General features: G+C 72.4%; 21 protein-coding genes and 1 pseudogene. 7 read left to right on the top strand and 15 right to left on the bottom strand.

The window, feature by feature from the left end; genetic code table 11:
- Positions 1-10: 10 nt before the first annotated feature.
- A complete protein-coding gene (locus ABD774_RS04485; RefSeq protein ID WP_345038280.1) occupies positions 11-910 on the bottom strand; it encodes a heme o synthase in 900 nt (299 codons plus the stop codon).
- Between the two features lie 494 nt (positions 911-1,404).
- Here ABD774_RS04485 and tkt point away from each other — a divergent pair, with 494 nt between their 5' ends.
- The 7 genes from tkt to ABD774_RS04450 all read left to right on the top strand — a co-directional run bounded on the left by tkt (position 1,405) and on the right by ABD774_RS04450 (position 10,887).
- Positions 1,405-3,582, top strand: a complete 2,178-nt coding sequence (gene tkt, locus ABD774_RS04480; RefSeq protein ID WP_345038107.1) for a transketolase — start codon at positions 1,405-1,407, stop codon at positions 3,580-3,582.
- Between the two features lie 44 nt (positions 3,583-3,626).
- On the top strand, positions 3,627-4,766 hold the full coding sequence (gene tal, locus ABD774_RS04475; RefSeq protein ID WP_345038104.1) for a transaldolase: 1,140 nt from the start codon (positions 3,627-3,629) through the stop codon (positions 4,764-4,766).
- Positions 4,763-6,445 carry a glucose-6-phosphate isomerase gene (locus tag ABD774_RS04470; RefSeq protein WP_425554461.1) on the top strand — a complete coding sequence of 561 codons (1,683 nt, stop codon included), beginning with the start codon at positions 4,763-4,765 and terminating at the stop codon, positions 6,443-6,445. Before tal ends, ABD774_RS04470 begins: the two co-directional genes overlap by 4 nt.
- Entirely contained in the window at positions 6,442-7,959 is a 1,518-nt protein-coding gene (zwf, locus tag ABD774_RS04465) for a glucose-6-phosphate dehydrogenase (protein ID WP_345038102.1), read from the top strand. Before ABD774_RS04470 ends, zwf begins: the two co-directional genes overlap by 4 nt.
- Before the next feature lie 25 nt (positions 7,960-7,984).
- Positions 7,985-8,908, top strand: a complete 924-nt coding sequence (locus tag ABD774_RS04460) for a glucose-6-phosphate dehydrogenase assembly protein OpcA (RefSeq protein WP_345038100.1) — start codon at positions 7,985-7,987, stop codon at positions 8,906-8,908.
- Between the two features lie 414 nt (positions 8,909-9,322).
- Positions 9,323-10,498: a DUF222 domain-containing protein gene (locus ABD774_RS04455; RefSeq protein ID WP_345038098.1), complete on the top strand. Its 1,176-nt coding sequence runs from the start codon at positions 9,323-9,325 to the stop codon at positions 10,496-10,498.
- 215 nt (positions 10,499-10,713) lie between these two features.
- Positions 10,714-10,887 (top strand): hypothetical protein, encoded by a 174-nt coding sequence (locus tag ABD774_RS04450; RefSeq protein WP_345038096.1) that lies wholly within the window; start codon positions 10,714-10,716, stop codon positions 10,885-10,887.
- A 151-nt stretch (positions 10,888-11,038) separates the two neighbouring features.
- On the opposite strand, the gene ABD774_RS04445 is transcribed toward ABD774_RS04450, so the two are convergent.
- The 14 genes and pseudogenes from ABD774_RS04445 to ABD774_RS04380 form a co-directional block, all read right to left on the bottom strand.
- Complete coding sequence (locus tag ABD774_RS04445; protein ID WP_308221684.1) at positions 11,039-11,386, bottom strand: RNA polymerase-binding protein RbpA; 348 nt, start codon at positions 11,384-11,386, stop codon at positions 11,039-11,041.
- A 10-nt stretch (positions 11,387-11,396) separates the two neighbouring features.
- Positions 11,397-11,642, bottom strand: coding sequence for a preprotein translocase subunit SecG (gene secG / locus ABD774_RS04440; RefSeq protein ID WP_345038092.1), 246 nt, complete (start codon positions 11,640-11,642; stop codon positions 11,397-11,399).
- Positions 11,643-11,831: 189 nt separating this feature from the next.
- Positions 11,832-12,629: a triose-phosphate isomerase gene (tpiA, locus tag ABD774_RS04435; protein ID WP_345038090.1), complete on the bottom strand. Its 798-nt coding sequence runs from the start codon at positions 12,627-12,629 to the stop codon at positions 11,832-11,834.
- Positions 12,630-13,820, bottom strand: coding sequence for a phosphoglycerate kinase (locus tag ABD774_RS04430; RefSeq protein ID WP_345038088.1), 1,191 nt, complete (start codon positions 13,818-13,820; stop codon positions 12,630-12,632).
- A 128-nt stretch (positions 13,821-13,948) separates the two neighbouring features.
- A complete protein-coding gene (gene gap / locus ABD774_RS04425; protein WP_345038086.1) occupies positions 13,949-14,953 on the bottom strand; it encodes a type I glyceraldehyde-3-phosphate dehydrogenase in 1,005 nt (334 codons plus the stop codon).
- A 358-nt stretch (positions 14,954-15,311) separates the two neighbouring features.
- Complete coding sequence (whiA, locus tag ABD774_RS04420; protein WP_345038083.1) at positions 15,312-16,292, bottom strand: DNA-binding protein WhiA; 981 nt, start codon at positions 16,290-16,292, stop codon at positions 15,312-15,314.
- 17 nt (positions 16,293-16,309) lie between these two features.
- Entirely contained in the window at positions 16,310-17,335 is a 1,026-nt protein-coding gene (locus tag ABD774_RS04415; RefSeq protein WP_345038081.1) for a gluconeogenesis factor YvcK family protein, read from the bottom strand.
- Positions 17,332-18,282 carry an RNase adapter RapZ gene (rapZ, locus tag ABD774_RS04410; protein ID WP_345038079.1) on the bottom strand — a complete coding sequence of 317 codons (951 nt, stop codon included), beginning with the start codon at positions 18,280-18,282 and terminating at the stop codon, positions 17,332-17,334. The genes ABD774_RS04415 and rapZ overlap by 4 nt, the downstream gene beginning before the upstream one ends.
- A gap of 4 nt (positions 18,283-18,286) precedes the next feature.
- A complete protein-coding gene (uvrC, locus tag ABD774_RS04405; RefSeq protein WP_345038077.1) occupies positions 18,287-20,488 on the bottom strand; it encodes an excinuclease ABC subunit UvrC in 2,202 nt (733 codons plus the stop codon).
- A 66-nt stretch (positions 20,489-20,554) separates the two neighbouring features.
- Positions 20,555-21,034 carry an OsmC family protein gene (locus ABD774_RS04400; protein WP_248255793.1) on the bottom strand — a complete coding sequence of 160 codons (480 nt, stop codon included), beginning with the start codon at positions 21,032-21,034 and terminating at the stop codon, positions 20,555-20,557.
- A 139-nt stretch (positions 21,035-21,173) separates the two neighbouring features.
- Positions 21,174-24,032, bottom strand: a complete 2,859-nt coding sequence (gene uvrA / locus ABD774_RS04395; RefSeq protein WP_345038074.1) for an excinuclease ABC subunit UvrA — start codon at positions 24,030-24,032, stop codon at positions 21,174-21,176.
- Positions 24,033-24,127: 95 nt separating this feature from the next.
- A pseudogene (locus tag ABD774_RS04390) lies at positions 24,128-24,379 on the bottom strand (zinc permease); the annotation flags it as partial.
- Positions 24,380-24,447: 68 nt separating this feature from the next.
- Entirely contained in the window at positions 24,448-25,080 is a 633-nt protein-coding gene (locus ABD774_RS04385; protein ID WP_345038069.1) for a GNAT family N-acetyltransferase, read from the bottom strand.
- 125 nt (positions 25,081-25,205) lie between these two features.
- On the bottom strand, positions 25,206-26,459 hold the full coding sequence (locus ABD774_RS04380; protein ID WP_345038067.1) for a serpin family protein: 1,254 nt from the start codon (positions 26,457-26,459) through the stop codon (positions 25,206-25,208).
- Between the last annotated feature and the right edge of the window lie 77 nt (positions 26,460-26,536).

Genomic DNA, 26,536 nt, shown 5'->3' with positions numbered 1-26,536 from the left:
CGCCGCGGCGTCAGAACGGCAGGAACGGGTCGACCGCCACGGCGAGGAACACCACGGACAGGTAGGTGATGGAGCCGTGGAAGACCTTCATCGCGGCGAGCTTGCCCCGCTCGGGGTGCAGCGCCCGGCGGTAGAGGCGGACGCAGGAGGCGAGGAACCACGCCCCGGCGGCCAGCGCCGTCACGGTGTACAGCCAGCCCATCCCCGCCACCGGGATCAGGGCGAGCGTGCAGGCGATCATCGCGACCGTGTAGAGCAGGATCTGCCGGGCCACGCGCACGTCGTCGGCGACCACGGGCAGCATCGGGACCCCGGCCCGCGCGTAGTCCTTGCGGAACTTCATGGACAGCGGCCAGTAGTGCGGCGGCGTCCAGAAGAAGATGACGAGGAAGAGCACCACCGGCGCCCACGCCACGGTCCCGGTCACGGCGGCCCAGCCGATGAGCACGGGCATGCAGCCGGCCACCCCGCCCCAGACGATGTTCTGGGAGGTCCGGCGCTTGAGCAGGATCGTGTAGAAGACGACGTAGAGCAGGATCGCGGCCAGCGCGAGCCACGCGGACGCCCAGTTGACCAGCGCGGCGAACCACGCGATCGAGATGGCGCCGAGGGCGGTCGCGAAGACGAGGGCCTGACGGTCGGTGAGCTCTCCGGTCACCAGCGGCCGCTGCTTGGTGCGGTTCATCAGCCGGTCGATGTCGCGGTCCAGGAACATGTTGAACGCGTTGGCCGAGCCCGCGGCGAAGGAGCCCCCGACGAGCGTCGCGACGAGCAGCCAGGTTCCCGGCCAGCCGTCCGCGGCCAGGATCATGGTCGGGACCGTGGTGACCAGCAGCAGCTCGATGATCCGCGGCTTCGTCAGGGCGAGGTACGCCCTCCAGCGCGACCGCCGCCCGTCCGCCGGGTGCAGCGGGCCCGCCGGCGTACCGGCCCCGGCGGGGGTGGCATGGGCCACGGGGTCGCTCGCGGCTGGCTGGGCACTGTGCACGCGGATCTCTCGCTCCTGCTCCGCCGGCGGGCGCACCGGCTCATGACGGCGGGCATGTTCCACCCGTCCTCCGCGGCCATGGTACGTGGACCGGCCCGGAAAACCGCCATCCTGGCATGTCGAAGGAGTCACGTCTGGCGGCGACGGCGCCCCTCGGGGAGGTGGCGTGCCTCACCCCGGGACGCGCCCCACGGCGCGGGATCCGGCCGTTCTCGCGGCCCTCGGCGGGTCCGGCGACGACGTCGGTCGCCCGGCCCCGGCTACCCCGCGGGACAACCTATGGCCACCCGGGGCCCGGGGGGCCGGCGGCCGGTAAAGTCGCGGAGGTACAGATCGTGACGCCTGCCGTCTGCCGGACGAGCGGAGCCACCGTCCGACGAGGTCCCGGGCCGGAACCGGGACGGAAACGAGGATTCGTGAACGTAACGCCAGCCGCCCTCGAGTGGTCCGAGCTCGACCAGCGGGCGGTCGACACCGCCCGCGTGCTCGCCGCCGACGCCGTCCAGAAGGTCGGCAACGGGCACCCCGGCACGGCGATGTCGCTCGCCCCGGCGGCGTACCTGCTGTTCCAGAAGGTCATGAAGCTGGACCCCGCCGACGACCAGTGGCTCGGGCGCGACCGCTTCGTGCTCTCGGCGGGACACTCCTCGCTCACCCAGTACATCCAGCTGTACCTGGCCGGCATGGGCCTCGAGATCGAGGACCTCCAGGCCCTGCGCACCTGGGGCTCGAAGACGCCGGGCCACCCGGAGTACCGCCACACCAAGGGTGTCGAGATCACCACCGGGCCGCTCGGCCAGGGCCTCGCCTCCGCCGTCGGGATGGCCTACGCCACCCGCAAGGAGCGCGGTCTGCTCGACCCCGACGCCGCCGCGGGCGCGAGCCCGTTCGACCACCACGTCTTCGTCATCGCCTCCGACGGTGACCTCCAGGAGGGCGTGACCTCCGAGGCCTCCTCCCTCGCCGGCACCCAGCAGCTCGGCAACCTCGTGGTCATCTACGACGACAACCACATCTCGATCGAGGACGACACCAACATCGCCTTCACCGAGGACGTCCTGGCCCGCTACGAGGCCTACGGCTGGCACACCCAGCGGGTCGACTGGACCCAGGGCGGCACGGAGTACAAGGAGGACGTCGACGCCCTCTACTCCGCGATCCAGGCGGCGACGGCGGAGACGAGGCGCCCCTCGATCATCTCGCTGCGCACCATCATCGGCTGGCCCTCCCCCACCAAGCAGAACACCGGCGCCATCCACGGATCGGCGCTGGGCGCCGACGAGGTCAAGGCGCTCAAGGGCGTCCTCGGGTTCGACCCCGAGAAGGACTTCGAGGTGGCCCCGGAGGTCCTGGAGCACACCCGCTCGAACGCCGCCGCCCGCGCCGCCGCCGCGCACGAGCAGTGGGACGGCGCCTACGAGGCCTGGCGCACCGCCAGCCCCGAGGGTGCCGCGCTGCTCGACCGGCTGCGCGCCCGCGAGCTGCCCGCGGGCTGGACCGACGCCCTGCCCGTGTTCGAGGGCGGCAAGGCGGTCTCCACCCGTAAGGCCTCCGGCGAGGTGCTCTCCGGCCTGGCCGCCGCCCTGCCCGAGCTGTGGGGCGGCTCGGCCGACCTCGCCGGCTCGAACAACACCACCATGAAGGGCGAGCCGTCCTTCCACCCGGTGGAGCGCTCCACCAAGATGTTCCCCGGCCACGAGTACGGCCGCACGCTCCACTTCGGCATCCGTGAGCACGCCATGGGCGCGATCCTCAACGGCATCACGCTGCACGGCCTGACCCGCCCCTACGGCGGGACCTTCCTCACCTTCTCCGACTACATGCGCCCCTCCGTGCGGCTCGCCGCCCTCATGGGTGCTCCGGCGACCTTCGTGTGGACGCACGACTCCATCGGTCTCGGCGAGGACGGCCCGACGCACCAGCCCGTGGAGCACCTCAGCGCCCTGCGCGCCATCCCGGGCCTCGACGTGGTCCGCCCCGCCGACGGCGCCGAGACCGCCTACGCCTGGCGCGGCATCCTCGAGCGCACCGACCGCCCCGCCGGCATCATCCTGACCCGTCAGGACGTGCCGAACCCCGAGCGCGGCGACGGCGCGGCCGACGGCGAGCAGCTCGCCAGCGCCGAGGGCACCCTCCGCGGCGCCTACGTCCTGGCCGAGGCGGCCGGCGGCGAGCCGGACGTCATCCTCATGGGCACCGGCTCCGAGGTGCAGCTGGCCCTGGCGGCCCGCGAGCAGCTCGCCGCCGAGGGGATCGCCGCCCGCGTGGTCTCCGTGCCGAGCCAGGAGTGGTTCGCCGAGCAGGACGAGGCCTACCGTGAGCAGGTGCTCCCCTCCTCGGTGCGCGCCCGGGTCTCCGTCGAGGCCGGGATCGCGATGAGCTGGCACCACCTCCTCGGCATCGCCGGCCGGGCCGTCTCGCTCGAGCACTACGGCGCGTCCGCCGACTACAAGGTGATCTACGAGAAGTTCGGCATCACGGCCGAGGCGGTCGCTGCCGCGGCGAAGGAGTCCATCGCCGCCGCGCAGGGCGACGCCGCGCCGCAGGCGGAGCAGGTCCCGACGCAGGCGGGCACCGGCGACCTTCCCAAGTGACCCGCGGTCACGCCCACCACACCTTTCACGAACGAGGAGCAGCAATGAGTGACAGCAGCACCGACCGGCTCGGCCGGCTCAGCGAGCTCGGCGTCTCCGTCTGGCTCGACGACCTCTCGCGCGAGCGTCTGACCGGCGGGGGTCTGCGGGCCCTGGTCGACCAGCAGCACGTGGTGGGCGTGACCACGAACCCGACGATCTTCGCCGGCGCCCTCTCGCAGGGCTCGGCCTACGACGAGCAGATGGCCACGCTCTCCGAGCAGGGGGTCAGCGTGGACGAGGCGGTCATCGCCGTCACGACCGACGATGTGCGCCACGCCTGCGACCTGCTGCGGGACGTCTACGACGCCACCGGCGGCGAGGACGGGCGCGTGTCCATCGAGGTGGACCCGCGCCTGGCCAAGAACACCGAGAAGACGATCGAGCAGGCCCGGGTGCTGTGGCAGACGGTGGACCGCCCGAACCTCTTCGTGAAGATCCCGGCCACCATGGAGGGCCTGCCGGCCATCACACAGGCGATCAGCGAGGGCATCAGCGTGAACGTGACGCTGATCTTCTCCCTCGACCGCTACCGCGCGGTGGCCGCCGCGTACCTCGACGGCCTCGAGCGCGCCCACGCCGCCGGCATCGACCTCGGCACGATCCGGTCGGTGGCCTCGTTCTTCGTCTCCCGCGTGGACACGGAGTTCGACAAGCGGCTCGACGCCCTGGGCACCGAGGAGGCGAAGGCCCTGAAGGGCAAGGCCGGCATCGCCAACGCCCGCCTCGCCTTCGAGGCCTACGAGGAGATCTTCTCCACTCCGCGCTGGGAGGAGCTCGCGGCGGCCGGCGCGCACCCGCAGCGGCCGCTCTGGGCGTCCACCGGTGTGAAGGACCCCGCCTACCCGGACACGATGTACGTGGACGAGCTCGTCGTCGACGGCGTGGTCAACACCATGCCCGAGAAGACCATGCAGGCCGCCGCGGACCACGCCGACCTGCGCGGTGACACCGTGCACGGCACCTACGCGGAGTCCCGGCAGATCCTGGACGAGCTCGAGCGCGTCGGCGTCTCCTACACCGACGTCACCGAGGTGCTCGAGGAGGAGGGCGTGGAAAAGTTCGAGAAGAGCTGGACCGAGCTCCTCGAGACCGTCGAGGCCGCCCTCCAGGGCCGCACCGCCACGCAGGAGGCCGCCAAGTGAGCGCCTCGGCCGCCACGATCGCCTGGGCCGGCCCCGAGGAGGGCGCGGTCATCGAGGTGAGCGCGACGGGCGACGCCGCGCGCGCCGTCACCACCCACCTTCCGCGCCTCGTCGAGGACAAGGTCGCCAGCCGCCTCTCCGCGCAGGACCCCACGCTGTGGGGCGATGCCGCGGAGTCCGAGGCCTCGGTGCGCCTGGGCTGGACGCGACTGCACGAGACCTCCCGGCCGCTGCTCGAGCCGCTGCGCAAGCTTTGCGAGGAGCTGGTGGCGGAGGGCGTGGACCGCGTGGTGCTGTGCGGCATGGGCGGGTCCTCGCTCGCCCCCGAGGTCATCGCCGGCACCTCCGGCGAGCAGCTCGTGGTGCTCGACTCGACGCACCCCGACCAGGTCCACCGGGCGCTCGAGGGCGACCTGCGGTCGACCGTCGTCGTCGTCTCCTCCAAGTCCGGCTCGACCGTGGAGACCGACTCCCAGCGCCGCACCTTCGAGGTGGCCTTCACCGCCGCGGGCATCGACGCGGCCAGCCGCATCGTCGTCGTCACCGACCCGGGCTCCCCGCTCCAGGAGGCCGCGACGAAGGCGCGCTACCGCGCCGTCTTCGAGGCCGACCCGAACGTCGGCGGGCGTTTCTCCGCGCTGACCGCCTTCGGCCTCGTGCCGGCCGCGCTGGCCGGGGTCGACGTCGAGGAGCTCCTCGAGGAGGCGGGCGCCGTCGCGGAGTTCTTCGCCGAGGACTCCGAGGCCAACCCCGCGCTGGTCCTCGGCGCCGCCCTGGCGGGCACCGAGCCGCTGCGCGACAAGATCGTCGTCCGGGACGCCGGCTCCGGCCTCTTCCACTTCGGTGACTGGGCCGAGCAGCTGGTGGCCGAGTCCACCGGCAAGGAGGGCACGGGCCTGCTGCCGGTCGTCGTCGGACCGCGGGCTCCCGAGCTCACCGACGTCGCCCGCGACGTCCTGCCCGTCATCCTCACCCCGCTGACCGACGACGGCGAGGACACCTCCGAGGAGGACGCCTCCCGCACCGAGGTGACCGTCTCCGGCACGCTCGGCGGCACCATGCTCCTGTGGGAGCACGCCGTCGCCGTGGCCGGCCGGCTGCTGGGGATCAACCCCTTCGACCAGCCCAACGTCGAGTCCGCCAAGAACGCCGCACGGGGGCTGCTCGACTCCACCCCGGCGCCGCAGCCGCCGGCGTTCGAGGACTCCGGCATCGAGGTGCGCGCCTCCGCGGGCCTGCTCGACGGCGTCTCCTCCGTGGACGAGGCGGTCGGGCGGCTCCTGGGCCGGCTCGGGCAGGACGGCTACCTCGCCGTGATGGCGTACCTCGACCGCGAGGGCCGCGCCAGCCAGATCCTCGACGGCGTGCGTGACGGTCTCGCCCGGCGCACCGGCCGCCCGGTCACGTTCGGGTGGGGGCCGCGGTTCCTCCACTCGACGGGGCAGTACCACAAGGGCGGCCCGGCCAACGGCGTCTTCCTGCAGATCACCGGGACCCCCGCGGCCGCCGTGCAGATCCCGGGGCGCGACTTCGACTTCGCCACGCTGATCTCCGCCCAGGCGGCGGGGGACGCGCGGGTGCTGGCCGAGACGGGCCGTCCCGTCCTGCGCCTGCACGTGACCAACCGCGACGCACTGGCCTGGCTGGCCGGTGTGCTCAGCGGCCCCGTGGCGTCGTGACGAACCCGCTGCGCGACCCGCTCGACCGGCGTCTGCCCCGCATCGCCGGCCCCTCGGGTCTGGTCATCTTCGGCGTCACCGGCGACCTGGCGAAGAAGAAGCTCATGCCCGCGGTCTACGACCTCGCCAACCGCGGCCTGCTCCCGCCGTCGTTCGCGCTGACCGGCTTCGGCCGGCGGTCCTGGAGCGACGAGGACTTCGCCCAGGTCGTCCACGACGCCGTGCGCGAGCACGCCCGCACCCCCTTCGACGAGCGGACCTGGAAGCAGCTCGCCACGGGCTTCCGGTTCGTGCAGGGCGAGTTCGACGACGACGCCGCGTTCGACGAGCTGGCGCGGACCGTCACCGCGCTGGACACCGAGCAGGGCACCGGCGGCAACCACGCGTTCTACCTCTCGGTGCCGCCCGACGCCTTCCCGCTCGTGCTGCGCCAGCTGGCCCGGTCGGGGCTGTCGGGGTCGGAGCCGGAGAGCTGGCGCCGGGTCGTCATCGAGAAGCCGTTCGGGCACGACCTGACCTCGGCGCGCGAGCTCGACGCCGTCGTCTCCGAGGTCTTCCCGCCCGACTCCGTGTTCCGGATCGACCACTACCTCGGCAAGGAGACGGTCCAGAACATCCTGGCGCTGCGCTTCGCCAACCAGCTCTTCGAGCCGATCTGGAACGCCAACTACGTCGACCACGTCCAGATCACGATGGCCGAGTCCATCGGCATCGGCTCGCGGGCCGGGTACTACGACGGCATCGGCGCGGCCCGCGACGTCATCCAGAACCACCTGCTGCAGCTCCTCGCGCTGACCGCCATGGAGGAGCCTGTCTCCTTCGAGGCGGACGCGCTGCGGGCGGAGAAGGAGAAGATCCTCTCCGCGGTGCAGATCCCCGAGGACCTCGACTCCCACACCGCCCGCGGCCAGTACGCCGGCGGCTGGCAGGGCGGCGAGGAGGTGCGCGGCTACCTCGAGGAGGACGGCATCCCGCCGACCTCGGAGACCGAGTCCTACGCGGCGGTGCGTCTCGACATCGACACGCGCCGGTGGGCGGGCGTCCCGTTCTACCTGCGTGCCGGCAAGCGCCTGGGACGGCGGGTGACCGAGATCGCCGTCGTCTTCAAGCGGGCGCCGCACCTGCCGTTCGACCTCACCTCCACCCAGGAGCTCGGCGCCAACGCGCTGGTCATCCGGGTCCAGCCGGACGAGGGCGTGACGATCCGGTTCGGCGCAAAGGTGCCGGGGACCGCCATGGAGGTCCGCGACGTCACGATGGACTTCGGGTACGGGCACGCGTTCACGCAGGACTCCCCGGAGGCGTACGAGCGCCTCATCCTGGACGTGCTGCTGGGCGACCCGCCGCTCTTCCCGCGCCAGAAGGAGGTCGAGCTGTCCTGGCAGATCCTCGACCCGATCCTGGAGCACTGGGCGCGGCGGGGGCAGCCGGAGCCGTACGCGCCGGGCTCGTGGGGTCCCTCCTCCGCGGACGCCATGCTGGCGCGCGACGGACGCACGTGGCGCCGGCCCTGAGCCGGCCCCTGACAAGGAGCAAGCGATGATCGTCACCCTGCGCAACACCAGCGCCGCCGAGGTCGGCTCCCGCCTCGTCTCCCTGCGGGACGAGGGCGGCGCCGTCGCCCTCGGGCGTGTCCTGACGCTGGTGATCCTGCCCGACGACGAGGCGTCCTCCGAGCGGGCCATCCGCACGGCGAACGGCGCGTCCCACGAGCACCCGATGCGGGTGATCGTCCTGCTCCCCGACGACCTCGACAAGCCGGCCGGGCTGGACGCCGAGATCCGGGTGGGAGGCCACGCCGGGGCGTCCGAGGTCGTGGTGCTGCGGCCCCGCGGCGGGGCGGGCAAGACGCGGGACACCCTCGTCATGCCCCTGCTGCTGCCCGACGCGCCCATCGTGGCGTGGTGGCCCTCGACGCCGCCCGCGAACCCGTCGGCCGACCCGATCGGAGCGATGGCGCAGCGCCGGATCACCGAGTCCGTCCGGTGCTCCCAGCCCGTGGAGACGATCCGCACCCTCGCCGACGGGTACGCGCCGGGCGACACCGACCTCGCCTGGGGCGGCCTGACCCTGTGGCGCGCGCTGCTCGCGGCCGCGCTGGACGAGCCCCCGGCGGAGCCGGTGCTCGGCGCCCGCGTCGCCGGCGCGGCCGACCACCCCTCGGTGGAGCTGCTCGCCGCCTGGCTGCGCGTCTCGCTCGGCGCCCCGGTGACCGTGGTCCCCGAGGCGCACGACGCCATCGAGTCGGTGGTGCTCGAGCGGGCGTCCGGGTCGATCAGCATCGTCCGGCCGCAGGGGTCGACCGTCGCCGTGCTGAGCCGCTCCGGCCGGCCGGACCAGCACGTCAACCTGCCCAAGCGCGACACCGAGAACACCCTCATCGAGGAGCTCCGGCGTCTGGACCCGGACCTGACGTACGGGCGTGTGCTCACGAAGGGCCTCAAGGAGCCCGCGACGGCGTAGCGCCTGTCTCCCTCACTCGCACGTCCCGAGCGGGCGGGCCCCTCCTTCCTGGGTGCATGTCCACAGGTTCGGCCTGTGTCCCGGCCGATGTCGGTGGCGGGCCCTAGTGTGGACACATGTTCGACACCGGGCGTGGCGGGGGCGACGGCGTGATGGCCGCCGGTCCCGACGTGTCCGAGCTGGAGGTGCTGCTCGGGGCCGCTACCCGCGCCGTGCGGTCGGCGACCGCCCCGGGGTCCTCGCTCCGCCTCGGCACCGGCCAGAACGGGGTCGCCGTGCTGGTCACCCCCCCGCCTGCAGGCGACGATGCGGCGGCGCCGCACCGGGCCCGCGGCCTCCAGCGCGAGCCGCCGCACCGGGCGCCGCCAGCCCTCCGCGACGGAACGTGGTCCCCGCCCCTGCACAGCCGCGGCCGTGCAGGGTCCGGCCGCGCCGGAGGCGGCCCCGGCACCGGTGCACGCGGGGACGCCGTCGCACGTCGGAGTGCCGCCGCACGCGGCGGTGCCGGTGGGCGCCGCCCCGTCCCCGGCCGGAGCGGTGGACGGCGGCGCGGTGCTGGCCGCGCTCGCCGCCGGCACCGGTCTCGCCATGGGCCAGGAGGTCGACGCCGCCGCGGCCTCGACGCTGGAGGCAATGCCCGGTGGCCCGGGCCTGGCCACCGTCCTGGCCGCCCTGACCCCGGCCGGGCTGGGCGAGGCCACCGTGGTGGAGGTGATCGCGGGCCTCGAGCGCGTCGCATCCTGGGCGATGTCCCTCCAGGCCCGGTACGTGCGCGAGCTGACCGACCGGCGCGGCCGCACCGACCGCGCCGCCACCGCCGCCGCCGCGGAGATCGGCGTCCGGCTCGGCTCCACCGCCACCGTCGGGTCGATGAAGGTCAACCTCGCCGCTGCCCTGGACACCTTCCCCGAGGTCGCCGACGCCCTGACGACCGGGCGCCTCGACACCCGCAAGGCCACCATCCTGTCCACCCGCGAGCCCGGCCTGAGCCTGGACGAGCACCGCCGCGTGACCACCGCCCTGCTCCCCGAAGCGCACCGCCTCACCGGCCCCCAGCTGCGCGCCCGCCTGCGCAAGGCCGCCCTGACCCTCAACCCCACCGCCGCCGCGGCCCGCCACGAGGTCGAGCACGCCGCCCGGCACGTGACCATCACCCCCGCCCCGGACGCCATGGCCGTCGTCACCGCCTACCTGCGCGCCGACCACGCTCAGACCGTCAAGCACTCCCTGGACGCCCTCGCCCACGCTGCTATGGCCGACGTTGCCGACCGCGCCGAGGACCCCCGCACCATGGACCAGGTTCGCGCCGACGCCTTCGTCGACCTGTTCTCCACCGTCCTGGATCGCGGCGTCGACCTCGCCGGCCACCCCTGGGCAACCGCGCCCGCCACGCGCTGCAGGTCACCGTCGGCGCCGGCACGCTCCTGGGGCTCGATCACCGCCCCGCCCACCTCGGCGGCTACGGACCCATCCCCGCCGACCTCGCCCGTCAGCTCGCGCAGGACGCCACCTGGCGTGGCCTGTTCACCGACGCCAACGGCGCGTTCGCCGATCTGGGCACCGCCCGCTACCGGCCCGGCGCCGACCTGACGCGCACCATCCAGGCGCGCCACATCACCTGCTCCTTCCCCGGATGCGCCCGCCCGGCCATCGTCTGCGACCTCGACCACGCGATCGAGTACGACCCCGCCATCGCGCACCTGATCGTCCAGACCCGCAAGTGCAACCTCCACCCCCTGTGCCGGCGGCACCACAACCTCAAGACCACCAAGCACTGGCACGTACGCCTTCATCCTGACGGCACGGTGACCTGGACCGTCGCTCGCACCGGCCACAAGTACCGCCGCGCCCCCGACCCACCCGCCGGCGCCTATCCCGCACCGCCCGACCCCTGGACCATCCCGGGCACCACGGACACGCCCCGCCAAGGTCCCGCCCCCGGCAGAGCCGGCCCGCACGACGACGAGCCACCCTTCTGAATGCCGACCGCACCGGGCGGACCAGCGCCCCTCCGAGCCGGAAGGACTGAGGGCCGCAGGATGGCAGCGGGACTCGGGCTGCCGGCGTGCTCGGAACAAGAAAGCCCCTCCGACCGGCAAGGTCGGAGGGGCGTGTCTCGTCAGCTAGGGCTCAGCCGCCGCGGCGCTCACGCAGGGCGGCGAGGGCCTCGTCCAGGAGGGCGGCGCCGTCCTCGTCGGAACGTCGCTCCTTCACGTAGGCGAGATGCGTCTTGTACGGCTCGTTCTTGGGTGGCAGCGGAGGGTTCTCCTTGTCCTGCCCAGCGGGGAGACCGCAGCGCGGGCAGTCCCACGTCTCCGGGATGACGATGTCGGGCTCCTTGGCGAAGCTCGGCCGGACCTCATGACCGTTCGAGCACCAGTAGCTCACCCAGACGCGGGGTGCGGCCTCGCCGCGTTCGGTCTCCCCCATGGGGCCCGCGCCAACGCGCGACCCGCGGATCGCACTTCCACCAGCCACGACGATCTCCTCAGAACTCGAACTTCTGGATCAAACCGATCAGCATGACCGTGATCCCCCAGACCACCGCGACACCGACCGTGATCCGGTTGAGGTTCCGCTCCGCAACCCCGGAGGAACCCACGGAGCTGGAGAGGCCGCCGCCGAACATGTCGGAGAGGCCGCCGCCCTTTCCCTTGTGCATGAGGATGGTCAGGATCAGGAAGATGCTGGTGATGACCAGCAGCACCTGCAGTGCGATCCGCAGTGCGTCCAAGGTGTCGTCCGTTCGTCGTGTCGTGCGGTGAGCGCCGCAGCGCCGGGTCAAGGATAAGCGATCGAGAACGTCCGAGGGGCCGTCCCGCGCGCGGACCTGGCTCTTCGATGCCGCGAGTGAGTCTACGGACAGCGGCCGCGCGCCAGCGGTGCTGGCGCGCGGCCACGTCGGCAGCGTCGGTACGAGCCCTTACAGGCCGACCTGGTGGTCCTGGAAGCGGACGATGGCCGCGAACTCCTCGGCCTTCAGGCTGGCGCCGCCCACGAGGGCGCCGTCGACGTCCTCCTTGGCCATGATCGAGGCGACGTTCGAGGACTTCACGGACCCGCCGTACAGGACCCGGACGCTCTGGGCGACGGACTCGTCGTACAGCTCGGCCAGGCGGCTGCGGATGGCGCCGCACACCTCCTGCGCGTCCTCCGGCGTCGCGACCTCACCGGTCCCGATCGCCCACACGGGCTCGTACGCGATGACGGTCTTCGCGGCCTGCTCGGCGCTGATCCCGTCGTACGCGCCGTCCACCTGAGCCAGCGTGTAGGGCACGTGCTCGCCCGCCTTGCGGACGTCGAGACCCTCCCCGACGCAGATGATCGGCGTGATCGACGCGCCGAGCGCCGCCCTGGCCTTGGCGCCGACGAGCGCGTCGTCCTCCGCGTGGTACTGCCGGCGCTCCGAGTGCCCGACGACGGCGTAGCTCACGCCGAGCTTGGCGAGCATCACGGCGGAGATCTCGCCGGTGTAGGCGCCCGACTCGTGCGCCGAGATGTCCTGGGCGCCGTAGCGGATGTCGAGCTTGTCGCCGTCGACGAGGGTCTGCACGGACCGGAGGTCCGTGAACGGCGGGACGACGACGACCTCGACCGAGGCGTAGTCGTGCTTGGCGTCCTTGAGCGTCCAGGCGAGCTTCTGGACCAGGGCGATGGCCTCGTGATGGTCGAGGTTCATCTTCCAGTTGCCCGCCATGAGCGGGGTGCGTGCGTTGGCCATTCAGTCCTCCAGTACGGCGATGCCGGGGAGAGTCTTGCCCTCGAGGTACTCCAAGGACGCGCCGCCGCCCGTGGAGATGTGGGAGAAGGTGGCCTCGTCGAAGCCGAGCGTGCGCACGGCCGCGGCGGAGTCGCCGCCGCCGACGATCGTGAAGCCGTCGGCGTCGGACATGGCCTGCGCCACGGCCTTCGTGCCGGCCGCGAACGCGTCGAACTCGAAGACGCCCATCGGGCCGTTCCACACGATGGTCTTCGCGTCGGCGATCTTCGCGGCGAACGCCTGCTGCGACTCGGAGCCGATGTCCAGGCCCATCTGGTCCGCGGGGATGGCGTCGGCCGCCACGGTGGTCGCGGGCGCGTCCGCCTTGAACTCGGGGGCGACCACGATGTCGGTGGGCAGGACGATCTCGACGCCCTTCTGCTCCGCCTCGGCGAGGTAGCCCTTGACGGTGTCGATCTGGTCCTCCTCGAGGAGGGACGAGCCGACGCCGTGGCCCTTGGCGGCCAGGAACGTGAAGACCATGCCGCCACCGATCAGCAGGCGGTCGGCCTTGCCGAGCAGGTTGGCGATCACGCCGAGCTTGTCGGAGACCTTGGACCCGCCCAGGACGACGACGTAGGGCCGCTCCGGGTTCTCGGTCGCGCGGCTCAGGGACTCGATCTCCTTGAAGACGAGCTTGCCGGCCGCGTGCGGGAGCCGCTGGGCCACGTCGTAGACGGAGGCCTGCTTGCGGTGCACCACGCCGAAGCCGTCGGAGACGAAGGCGTCGGCCAGCGCAGCCAGCTCGTCGGCGAACGCGCCGCGCTCGGCGTCGTCCTTGGAGGTCTCGCGGGCGTCGAAGCGCACGTTCTCCAGCAGGGCGACCTCGCCGTCGGCCAGGCCGGCGACGACGGACTTCGCGTCCTCGCCGACGGTGTCCTTCGCGAGGGTGACCTTGGCGTCCAGCAGCTCGCCGAGACGCGCGGCCACGGGGGCGAGGGAGTACTTGGCGTCCGGCGTGCCCTTCGGGCGGCCCAGGTGCGCGGTGATGAGCACGCGCGCGCCCTGCGCCAGCAGCGCCTGCAGCGTCGGCAGCGCAGCCCGGATGCGCCCGTCGTCGGTGATGGTCGTCCCGTCCAGCGGGACGTTGAAGTCGGAACGGACGAGCACGCGCTTGCCGCGCAGCTCCCCGAGGTCCTCGATGGTCTTCACGAAGATGCTCCTTACGTCGTCTACGTCGTGGGCGCGGTGGGGCCGTACGTGCCCCGACGCGCGGACGTCCGCGTGCGCGAGCGGATGCTGCGCACGCGGACGTCCGTCACTGCTGCCGAGCTACGGGGTCAGAGACGCTCGCCCACGTACTCGGTGAGCTTCACCAGGGAGTTGGAGTAGCCGTACTCGTTGTCGTACCACGAGACGACCTTCACCTGGTCGCCGATGACCTTGGTCAGGCCGGCGTCGAAGATGCTCGTGTGCGGGTTGCCCACGATGTCGCTGGAGACGATCGGGTCCTCGGTGTACTCGAGGACACCCTTCAGCTCGTTCTCGGCGGCCTTCTTGATGGCGTTGTTGACCTCCTCGACCGTGACCTCGCGGCCCGCGGTGAAGGTGAGGTCGGTGGCCGAGCCGGTCGGCGTCGGGACGCGCAGGGCGTAGCCGTCCAGCTTGCCCTTGAGCTGCGGGAGGACGAGGGAGACGGCCTTGGCCGCGCCGGTCGAGGTGGGGATGATGCTCAGGTTCGCGGCGCGGGCGCGGCGCAGGTCCTTGTGCGGGCCGTCCTGGAGGTTCTGGTCGGCGGTGTAGGCGTGGACCGTGGTCATCAGGCCGCGCACGATGCCGAACTGCTCGTCGAGAACCTTGGCCATCGGGGCCAGGCAGTTCGTGGTGCAGGACGCGTTCGAGATGACGTGGTGGTTCGCCGGGTCGTAGTCGGTGTGGTTCACACCGATGACGAAGGTGGCGTCCTCGTTCGTGCCCGGCGCGGAGATGATGACCTTCTTGGCGCCGGCGTCGATGTGGGCCTTCGCCTTGGTGGCGTCGGTGAAGCGGCCGGTGGACTCGATGACGATGTCGGCCCCGAGCTCGCCCCACGGCAGCGCGGCCGGGTCCTTCTCCTCGAGCGCCTTGAAGGTCTGGTTGCCCACGGTGATGCTGTCCTCCGTGTACGACACGTTCTCCTTGAGAACGCCGAAGACGGAGTCGTACTTCAGCAGGTGCGCGAGGGTCTTGTTGTCGGTCAGGTCGTTGACGCCCACGATCTGGATGTCGGCGCCCGACTCGAGCACGGCGCGGGTGAAGTTACGTCCGATACGGCCGAAGCCGTTGATGCCGACGCGGATGGTCACAGTGTCCTCCTGGAGTGCGCCGCTCGGCGCACGCATTGTCCGGATTCGTTCAGCACCGCTCAGGGTGCTCCCGGCCGGGGCGCCGCCTCCACGCGAGAAGCGCGGTGAGCACCTCGACCAGCACTGTCGAGTCTACCCACGGAGGGACAAAACGCCCGGGGACCATGGTCCGCCGGGGCCCTGTGACTGCACTCACAAGGGCCGGGGGCCCGGGCCGGAACTGGCGAGCCGAGTGGCACCGACACCGGAGCGGACCGACGCCGGAGCGGACCGACGCCGGAGCGGACCGACGCCGGAGCGCACCGACCGCCGGAGCGGACCGACGCCGGAGCGGACCAACGCCGGAGCGCGCCGGACCTCAGAGGTCGAGCATCTCCGGGGTCAGCGTCGCCTCGGTGTCCGGGATGCCCTGCTCGTGCGCGCGCTTGTCCGCCATCGCGAGCAGACGCCGGATCCGGCCGGCGACGGCGTCCTTCGTCAGCGGCGGGTCCGAGAGCTGGCCCAGCTCCTCGAGGCTCGCCTGCTTGTGGGCGAGGCGCAGCCGCCCGGCCTCGACGAGGTGCTCGGGGATGTCGTCGCCGAGGATCTCGAAGGCGCGCTCCACGCGCGCCCCGGCGGCGACGGCGGCCCTGGCGGAGCGCCGAAGGTTGGCGTCGTCGAAGTTCGCGAGCCGGTTCGCGGTGCCCCGCACCTCCCGGCGCATGCGCCGCTCCTCCCACACCAGCACCGCGTCGTGGGCGCCCATGCGGGCGAGCATCGCGGAGATGGCATCGCCGTCGCGGATGACGACGCGGTCGATCCCCCGCACCTCCCGGGCCTTGGCCGCGACGTTCATGCGGCGGGCGGCGCCGACCAGCGCGAGCGCGGCCTCCGGACCCGGGCAGGTGATCTCCAGCGAGCTCGACCGCCCCGGCTCCGTGAGCGAGCCGTGGGCGAGGAAGGCGCCGCGCCAGGCCGCCGTCGCCTCCGCGACACCGGCGGAGACGACCTGGGGCGGCAGCCCGCGCACGGGCCGGCCGCGGTTGTCCAGCAGACCGGTCTGCCGGGCGAGGGACTCGCCGTCGCGGACCACGCGCACCACGTACCGGTTGCCCCGGCGCAGGCCGCCGCCGGAGACGACGATGATGTCGGAGTGGTGCCCGTAGACCTCCTGCATCGTCTGGCGCAGGCGGCGGGCGGCGATCCCGGCGTCCAGCTCCGCCTCCACGACGATGCGCCCGGAGATGATGTGCAGCCCGCCCGCGAAACGCAGGGTCGCGGCCACCTCGGCCTTGCGGGCCGACATCTTGTCCACCCGTACCCGGGCAAGCTCGTCCTTCACGGCAGAGGTCAACGACATGCCGGCCATCTTCGCACTCATTCCCCCGCGCTTTCCTGCCGGGATCGATGGACGTCCCCCAGCACTCCCTCGAACGCGTCACGGTACGCCGCGGCCAGACGGAGCGGATCGTGACGTGCTGTGCCGTCCCCCACACCGATCTGCCGGAGCAGCACCTCGGCCCCGCACGCCCGGGCGGCGTCGGTGAGGTCGTCGAGATCCTCGACGGCGGTGGGGTCCGCCAGGACGACGTCGAGGCGCAGGTCGGGGGCGAGCTCGTGCAGGCTGCGGACGTGGTCCGCGGCGGTCATGCCGTCGGTCTCGCCCACCTGCGCGGAGAGGTTCACCGTGAGCGCGCGCCGGGCGGGGGTGGTGTGCAGCGCCTCGGCGAGCTCGGGCACCAGCAGGTGCGGGATCACCGAGGTGTACCAGGAACCCGGGCCCAGGACGACCCAGTCGGCGGCCCGGACGGCCGCGACCGCCTCGGGGCAGGCCGGCGGGGCGTCGGGCACCAGGCGGATCCGCTCGACCCGGCCGGGCGTCACAGCCACGTTGTACTGGCCGCGGATGGTCCGCGTGCCCTCGCCCGACTTCACCTCGGCCTCGATCTCGAGCGGGACCGCGGCCATCGGCACCACCCGGCCGTGCACGCCGAGCAGACGCCCGACCAGGTCCAGGCCGGCGACCTCGTTGCCGAGCAGCTCCCACAGCGCCACGATCAGCAGGTTGCCGACGGCGTGGTTGTTGAGCGGGCCGTCGGAGACGAACCGGTGCTGCAGCACGTCGCGCCAGGTCAGGCCCCACTCGCCGTCGTCGCACAGCGCCGAGAGCGCCATGCGCAGGTCGCCGGGTGGCAGTACGCCGAGCTCGTGGCGCAGGCGGCCGGAGGATCCGCCGTCGTCCGCCACGGTGACGACGGCGGTGAGGTTCTGCGAGAGGTGACGCAGCGCGCCGAGCGTCGCCGCGAGGCCGTGGCCGCCGCCGAGGGCGACGACGGCGGGCCCGCGGGCGCCGGGCTGCAGGCTGGCGGGCGGCGGCGTGCCGCCGTCGGGGATGAGGCTCATTCCCGCCCCAGGTCCCGGTGCAGCGTCCGGACCGACTGCCCGCGGTCGCGGAGCCGCTGGGCGATCGCCTCCGCCATGGCGACGGAGCGGTGCTTGCCGCCCGTGCAGCCCACGGCGATGGTGACGAAGGGCTTCAGCTCGTCGATGTAACCGTCGAGGACCGGGGCGAGGGCGTCGACGTAGCGGTCGGCGAACTCGGTGGCGCCGCGCTGGCCGAGGACGTAGTCGCGCACCGGCTCGTCGGTCCCGGTGAGGTGGCGCAGCTCCGAGACCCAGTACGGGTTGGTGAGGAACCGGACGTCGACCACGTGGTCGGCGTCGAGCGGGAGGCCGTACTTGAAGCCGAAGGAGACCACGGTCAGGCGCAGCGGTCGGTCGGACTCCCCCGCCACGACCTCGCGCACCTTGCGCGCGAGGTCGTGGACCGAGAGGTCGGTGGTGTCGATCAGGACGTCGGCCCTGCGGCGCAGGTGCGCGAGCAGCTGCCGCTCCTCCGTGATGCCGTCCAGGAGGCGCCCGTCGCCCTGCAGCGGGTGGGGGCGGCGCACGGACTCGTAGCGGCGCACGAGCACATCGTCGTCGGCGTCGAGGAAGACGATCCGGTAGTCGGTCCCCTGGAGGCGCAGCTGGTCCAGGACGCTCACCAGCTCGGCGAAGAACTCGCGCGAGCGGACGTCGACCACGGCGGCGAGGCGGTGCACGCCACCCTCCCCCGGCGTCATCATCCGGGCGAGCGCGGCGAGCATGCGGGGCGGCAGGTTGTCGACGACGTACCAGTCGAGGTCCTCCAGGGCCGCGGCGGTGCGGGAGCGGCCCGCCCCGGACATCCCCGTGATGATCAGGAGCTCCGGCCGCTCGTTCTGCGGGAGCTTGGCCTCCTCGTCGAGGAGGGGGATCCCCTCCGGCACCGTCGGTGGCCTGCGCTCCTCGTTCCCCGGTGTCTCCATGCCCTCAGGATGCCAGGTGTCGCCGGTCCGCCGGTGCGGGGTCGCCCGCGGCGGCGTCGGCGGGTGACGCGGCGCTGCCCGGCGAGGCGCCGAGCGCCTGAAGGACCGCCCTCGCGGTGTGCGGGCCGATCCCCTTCACCGCCGCCACCTCCTCGACGGTGGCCGCGCGAATGTTCTTCACCGAGCCGAACGCCTTGAGCAGCGCGCGCTGGCGGGTGGGCCCGAGGCCCGGGACGTCGTCCAGGACGGACCTGGTCATCGCCTTGGCCCGGCGCGAGCGGTGGTGGGTGATGGCGAAACGGTGCGACTCGTCGCGCAGGTGCTGCAGCAGGTACAGCGCCGGGGAGGTGCGCGGGAGGACCACCGGGAAGTCGTCGCCCGGCAGCCAGACCTCCTCCAGACGCTTGGCCAGGCCGACAAGCGCCACCTCGTCCACGCCGAGCTCGTCGAGCACGCGCTGGGCCGCGGCGACCTGGGGCGGCCCGCCGTCGACGACGACGAGGTTCGGCGGGTACGCGAACTTCCGGGCCCGCCCGGTGGTGGGGTCCACCGGGCCCGAGCGGAGCGGGACGCCGTCGTCGTCCAGGGTGTCGATGTCGACGGTGTCGGACCGGTCGGGGTCGTCCCCCGCCAGGGCCGCGCCCACGGCCAGCGCCCCCGCGTCCGCGGGCCGGCCGTTGCGGGCCTGCTCCTCTGCGTCGCGCTCGGCGACGTACCGGCGGAACCGGCGCCGGAGCACCTCGTCCATGGCGGCGGTGTCGTCCCGGGCGCCCTGCCCGTCCTCGCCGCGCACGATGAAGTGGCGGTACTCGGACTTCTTGGCGAGCCCGTCCTCGAAGACGACCATCGAGCCGACCTGGTGCGAGCCCTGGGTGTGGGAGATGTCGTAGCACTCGATGCGCAGCGGCGAGTCGGCGAGGCCGAGGGCGTCCTGCAGCTCGGACAGCGCCTGGGACCGGCTGGTGAGGTCCCCGGCCCGGCGGCTCTTGTGCAGGGCGAGGGCCTGCTCGGCGTTGGTGCGCACCGTCTCGGCGAGGTTCTTCTTGTCGCCGCGCTGCGGCACGCGGACGCGGACCTTCGCGCCGCGCCGCCCCGAGAGCCAGGCGGTCATGCCCTCGACGTCGGTCGGCAGCACGGGCACGAGGATCTCGCGCGGGACGGCGGTGGTCGGGGTGTGCCGCACGTCATCGACGCTGGTCGCCTGCCCGTCGGTGCGGCGCGAGCGCGCCTTGCCCACGGAGCGCTCGTCCCGCGGCGCGACCTCCGGCTGCGCGTCGCCGTAGACCTGCTGCAGCAGGTGCTCCACCAGGCCGGCGTCGTCGACGTCCTCGACCCGCTCCACGACCCAGCCCCGCTGACCGCGGATGCGCCCGCCGCGCACGTGGAAGACCTGGACCGAGGCCTCCAGCTCGTCCGCGGCGAGGCCGAAGATGTCGGCGTCGGTGCCGTCGGGGAGCACGACCGCGTTCTTCTCGACGACGCGGCGCAGCGCCGCGGCGTCGTCGCGCAGGCGGGCGGCGCGCTCGAAGTCCAGCTCGGCGGACGCGTCCCTCATCTCCCGCTCGATGCGCCGCAGGTGCGGCCCCGTCTCCCCCTCCATGAACCGGCAGAACTCCTCGGCGAGCTCGCGGTGGTCCTCCGGGGAGATCCGGCCGACGCACGGCGCCGAGCACTTGTCGATGTAGCCGAGCAGGCACGGGCGGCCGGAGGACTGGGCGCGCCGATACACGCCCGCGGAGCAGGTCCGGACGGGGAAGACGCGCAGGAGCTGGTCGACGGTGTCGCGGATGGCCCACGCGTGGGTGTACGGCCCGAAGTACCTGGTGCCCGGGCGCTTGGCGCCGCGCATCACCTGCACGCGCGGGATCTCCTCGCCCATGGTGACGGCGAGGAAGGGGTAGGACTTGTCGTCGCGGTACTTGACGTTGAACCGCGGGTCGAACTCCTTGATCCAGGCGTACTCGAGGGCGAGGGACTCGACCTCGGTGCCGACGACCGTCCACTCCACCGACGCGGCGGTGGTGACCATCTGCTGGGTGCGCGGGTGGAGCGCGGCGAGGTCCTGGAAGTAGCTGCCCAGCCGGCTGCGCAGGCTCTTGGCCTTGCCGACGTAGATGACGCGCCCGTGGGGATCCTTGAAGCGGTAGACGCCGGGCTGGTCGGGCACCTCCCCGGGCCGGGGTCGGTACGTGGACGGATCGGCCATGCGTTCGAGCCTACGTCAGCGCGACGACACCAGGACGCACCCCGCGGGCGCCCGGACGCGCGGCGCTCAGGCCGTGGGGACCGGCACCGCCACGGGCTCGACGAGCACCGGGAACCCGACCGAGCGGGCGAGGTGGTTGTACTCCCGGGCCTCGTGGTGCAGGCGCGCCGCCGCCTCCTCGCTCATGGGGTCGGCGTAGGTGACGTTCGGCCGGAGCACCACCTCGACGAAGGGCCCCGACCCCGCCCCCTCGACGCGCTGGGTGCCGGTGGCCTTGTCCGCGTAGCCGAGGACGACGACGTCGTGCTTGGCCGCGGTGCGCAGGAACCAGAGCATCTGGGCCTGGGACAGGGAGCCGACGAAGAGCTCCTCCGCCCGGTACCGGCTGACGTCGGTGCGGACCTTGAGGTCCGACGTCGCCAGCAGCGTGGGCTTGCCCTCCACCCGGACCTCGTGGTCGCGCGAGTAGCTGGCGTAGCTCGCCGTCCCACGCTCGTCGGCCCCGGTCCAGTCGACGGTGACGTTGTACGTCTGGAGTGCTCCCATGTCCCCACGTTAGCCACAAGAGGGTCGGCGTGGGCAGACTCGCCGACGCCTCGCCACGGGAGACGTCCGCCGTCACCACGGGAGACGTCCGCCGTCGTCCCGCGACGAACGTCGGGGGACGACGGCGGAGCTGGTCGCGTCAGGAGGGCACGCGGACCAGAGAACCGTGGAGCGCCTCCCGCAGGAACTGACCGGTGTGGGACGCCTCGACCTCGGCGACCTGCTCGGGTGTCCCCGCGGCCACCACCGTGCCGCCGCCGGAGCCACCCTCCGGCCCCATGTCGATGACCCAGTCGGCGTTCTTGATGACGTCGAGGTTGTGCTCGATGACGATGACGGTGTTGCCCTTGTCCACGAGCCCCTGCAGCACGAGCAGCAGCTTGCGGATGTCCTCGAAGTGCAGGCCGGTGGTCGGCTCGTCGAGCACGTAGACGGTCCGCCCGCTCGAGCGCTTCTGCAGCTCGGCCGCGAGCTTGACGCGCTGCGCCTCGCCCCCGGACAGGGTGGTGGCGGGCTGCCCGAGCCGGACGTAGCCGAGACCGACGTCGACCAGGGTCTGCAGGTAGCGCCGGATCTTCTGGACCGCGCCGAAGAACTCGACCGCCTCCGCGATCGGCATGTCCAGCACCTCGGCGACGGTCTTGCCCTTGTAGTGGACCTCGAGCGTCTCCCGGTTGTAGCGCGCGCCCTGGCACACCTCGCACGGGACGTAGACGTCGGGCAGGAAGTTCATCTCGATCTTGATGGTGCCGTCGCCCTTGCAGGACTCGCAGCGCCCGCCCTTGACGTTGAACGAGAAGCGCCCGGGGCCGTATCCACGCACCTTCGACTCGGTGGTCTCCGCGAACAGCTTGCGGATGTTGTCCCAGACGCCGGTGTACGTGGCGGGGTTGGAGCGGGGCGTGCGGCCGATGGGCGACTGGTCGACGTGCACCACCTTGTCGAGCTCGTCCAACCCGGTGACGCGGGTGTGCCGGCCGGGCACGTTGCGGGCCCGGTTGAGCTCGGCCGCCAGCACGCGGTAGAGGATCGAGTTGACGAGGGTCGACTTCCCGGAGCCGGACACTCCCGTGACCGCCACGAACGTGCCGAGCGGGAAGGAGACGCTGACGTTCTGGAGGTTGTTCTCCCGCGCCCCGACCACCGTGATCTGGCGCTTCTTGTCGACCTTCCGGCGCTTGGCCGGCATGGAGATGGAGCGCCGGCCGGAGAGGTACGCGCCGGTGACGGAGTCCTCGGTGGCGAGCAGGCCCTCCAGGTCTCCCGAGTGCACCACGTGGCCGCCGTGCTCGCCGGCACCGGGGCCGATGTCGACGATCCAGTCCGCCACGCGGATCGTGTCCTCGTCGTGCTCGACGACGATGAGGGTGTTGCCGAGGTCGCGCAGCCGGGTCAGGGTCTCGATGAGCCGCCGGTTGTCCCGCTGGTGCAGCCCGATGCTCGGCTCGTCCAGCACGTACAGCACGCCGACCAGGCCGGAGCCGATCTGGGTGGCCAGCCGGATCCGCTGCGCCTCACCGCCGGAGAGCGTCGCCGCCGGGCGGGAGAGGCTGAGGTAGCTCAGGCCGACGTCGAGCAGGAACTGCAGGCGTACGTGGATCTCCCGGAGCACCTGGCCCGCGATCGCCGCCTCGCGCGTCCCGAGCGTGAGCCCGTCGAGGTAGACCTTCGCGTCGGCGATGGACAGGTCGCTGAGCTGGGCGATGTTGAGGTCGCCGAGCCGCACTGCGAGCACCTCGGGCTTGAGGCGCGCGCCCTGGCAGACCGGGCACGGGGTCTCCCGCATGTAGCCCTCGTACCGCTCGCGCGACCACTCGGACTCGGTCTCGTCGTGCTTGCGCTTGATGAAGTCGACGGCGCCCTCGAAGCCGGTGGTGTAGGCACGTTCCCGGCCCCACCGGTTGCGGTACCGCACCTTCACCTCGTAGTCGTTACCGTAGAGCACTGCCTGCTTCGCGCGCTTGGGCAGCTGCCGCCAGGGGACGTCGACGGAGAACTCGAGCTGCTCGCCCAGGGCGCGCAGCTGACGCAGGAAGTACTCGCCCTGCGCCGCCCACGGCGCGACGGCGCCGTCGGCGAGGCTGAGCTCCTCGTCCGGCACCACGAGCTCGGGGTCGACCTCGAGGCGGGAGCCGATGCCCGTGCACTCCGGGCAGGCGCCGTACGGGGCGTTGAAGGAGAAGGTGCGCGGCTCGATCTCCTCGAGCGTGAGGGCGTGGTCGTTGGGGCACGCCCGCTTCTCGGAGAACCGCTGCTCGCGCGCGGGGTCGTCCTTGTCCAGGTCCACCAGCTCCACGACCACGAGGCCGTCGGCCAGCCGCAGGGCCGTCTCGACGGAGTCCGTCAGCCGCTGCCGGACGTTGTCACGGATGACGAGGCGGTCGACCACCACGTCGATGTCGTGCTTGAGCTTCTTGTCGAGCACGGGCGGCTCGGCCAGGGGCGAGACCGCCCCGTCCACCCGGGCGCGCGCGAAGCCCTGGGACTGCAGGTCACGGAAGAGCTCGGAGTACTCCCCCTTGCGTCCCCGGATGATCGGTGCGAGCAGCTGGAACCGGGTGCCCTCCGGCAGCTCGCGCAGCCGGTCGACGATCTGCTGGGGCGTCTGCGCCGTCACCCGCTCGCCGCAGACCGGGCAGAACTGCGTGCCCGCACGCGCGAAGAGCAGGCGGAGGTAGTCGTGGACCTCGGTGATGGTGCCGACGGTGGACCGCGGGTTGCGGTTGGTGGACTTCTGGTCGATCGAGACGGCCGGCGAGAGGCCCTCGATGAAGTCGACGTCGGGCTTGTCCATCTGCCCGAGGAACTGGCGCGCGTAGGAGCTCAGCGACTCCACGTAGCGCCGCTGCCCCTCCGCGAAGATGGTGTCGAACGCCAGCGAGGACTTCCCGGAACCTGACAGGCCGGTGAACACGATCAGCCGGTCGCGCGGGAGCTCGAGGCTGACGTTGCGGAGGTTGTGCTCGCGCGCGCCGCGCACAAGAAGCTGATCACTCACCCGGCGATGATAAGCGCCAGGGCCGACATCCGCGCCGCACGTGTGTTCGACGTCACCTCCGGCCCAGCGGCACGCAGGTCCTCGCCCCGCCGGCTCCGGGCGAGCAGCGCGCTCAGGAGCGTGAAGACGACCGCACCGACGAACAGTCCGACCGCTGCACGCCAGATGCCGCCGCGCTCGTGCGCGTCCTCGAAGAGCTCGGAGGTCAGGGCGGTGATCAGGGAGCCGGCCGCGAACGACAGGAGAACCGCCAGCACTCTCTTGGGCAGCTCGAACCGCACGCCGATGAGCGAACCCAGCACGAGCGCGCTGGAGGCGATGGCGCCGAAGACGAGCGACTCGCTCACGGCACCAGCGCACAACCCGCAGGGACGCACGCCGGAAGAGCCCCCACCGCTGCAGCGTCGCCCACGTGTCAGGCGGTTCCGGGCGACCGCTGGGAGCGGGACTGCGACGCGGGGTCCTGCACGAGCCTCATCGACAGGAGCTCGCTGAATCCGGCACGGCGGGCGAAGCGCACCTTCCGACGCTTGTACACCGTGAAGCCGAGCTTGGCGTAAAGGCCGAGGGCGGGTGCGTTGGTGTCCTTGATGTCCTCGAGCACGTACTCGCGATATGCGGGCAGCGCGAGCAGGTGACGCAGCAGCGCGGTCGCGACGCCGCGACCCTGGTGAGCCGGCTCGGTGGCGACGAAGCCGATCTCGGCGAGCCCGGGCCGGGCGCCGTCCGAAGGCTTCATGAACCACCTGCGGATCACCACGTAGCACAGCAGCCCGCGCACCGGCCCGAGGTGACGCCGGATCTCCCGCCATCGCGGCGCGAACACCGTCTGGTCGCCCTCGGTGAGCGAGGCAAGGCCGGCGGGGTCCCCGTCCACGAGCGCGACGTAGAACCGGTCGAGCAGCAGCATGTGCTCGAACGCGTCCGCGAGCGCGCCCGTGTCTCGCGAGAACGCGACGAAGTCCTGCCCGAAGCTGCGCACGTAGACCTCGGTGACGCGGCGCCGGTAGGCCTCCCCGAGCTCGTCTCCGCTCTGAACCACGACCATCGTCGCGACCATCCTCGTCCACTCCGCTCGTCACGCACCGGCGGTGCTCGACCGTGCGGGCCCGACCATATCGACCGGCACGACGACTGCCGAACCATTAACGCGGAAGGCACCGCCGGTGAACGTCAGCCGCGGGGGTCGTGGACGCTGCCGAGGAAGAGCACGGCGCCGGTCTCGCGGTCACTGACGGTGAACGCGAAGGGCCGGTCGACCCGGAACGGCGGCGGCCCGGCGGACTCGGCCATGACCCCGCCCGTGACCGCCGCGGCCTCGGTGCCCTGCTCGTCGACCCGGATGTAGGTCTTCTGCACGACGGTGTCGAGGAACGGGTTCCTCGGCGACATCGGGGTGAAGTCCCCGCCTCCGAAGGCGGACACCATCCCGAGCGACTGCAGAACCTTGTTGAGGTTGGCGTCCCACTCGAGCTCGAAGCGCGGCAGGGCGATCTCGGAGAAGGTGGCAGTCTCGAGGTCGTCGACCGCGTCCCGCCAGGCCTCGGCGTCGAGGTCGTCGAGCAGCTCGTCGAGAGGCACGTCCTGGTCGGGCAGCAGCACCTCCATGGCGAAGCGCTCCTCCTCGCCGTAGGGGAGCCGGAGCATCTGGAAGCCGTCACCGACGGAGGTCTCCAGCGCCGCGTCGCTGCGGTGCATGGTGGGCACGTCCACCTTCTCGCCGCCAGCCAGGGTGAACGTCGCCTCGCGGGTGTCGGCCTCGTCGAACGTGGTGGTCCAGGTGCCGAGGAAGTACACCGTGTTGAGCAGCACCAGCACCGCCTGCGGGTCGGGCAGGTCGAGATCCTTGGCGATCTCGTCGATCAGGCCCTCGGTGCGCCTCTCGACCCAGTCGTCGATCGCGTCGGCGGCGCCCTGCGAGCCGAGGTCGACCTCGTCGAGCGTCGCCCCATAGGTGTCCTGCACGAACGAGACGTAGTCGTCCTCGAACGGATAGCCCTCGGCCGCCCAGAGCGAGTTCGCGACCGACAGCGTGACGTCGTCGGTGTCGACCAGGTCGGCGAGCAGTGCCGCGTTCCGGGTGTCCCGCGGACCGTCGAGGCGCAGCAGATCGACCATCTCCTCGGCAGTGTCCCCGCCGGCGCCGGCGGCCACCATCGCCAGCAGAACCGACGCCGACAGCGGCGAGGTCACCGTGTTACCGCCGTCCTGAGCGACGCCGGCGTGCAGGTCGAAGCCGAAGGCGTTGACGCCCGCGGCCGCCGCCGCGGCGTCCTCGGGCGAAAGACTGCCCGCGAGATCGGCGTCCAGGGTGTCCCCCGCGCCGTCGCCCGGCCGGCCACCGGCCCCGCCACAGGCGACGAGGACGAGCGCGAGCGCAGCCACGCCCGCGGCCGCAGCGGGTCCGGCGCGCCTCGGTTCTGCCACCGCGCTCATCTCTCTCCGGCGGCGGGGGTTGCGGCGCAGTTCTGTGTCATACCCGGAGAATGTCCGGACCACCGCGC

This window comes from Georgenia daeguensis, from assembly GCF_039537705.1.
GTDB classification, from domain to species: Bacteria; Actinomycetota; Actinomycetes; order Actinomycetales; family Actinomycetaceae; genus Georgenia; species Georgenia daeguensis.
This window is presented reverse-complemented; position numbering and strand designations above follow the sequence as displayed.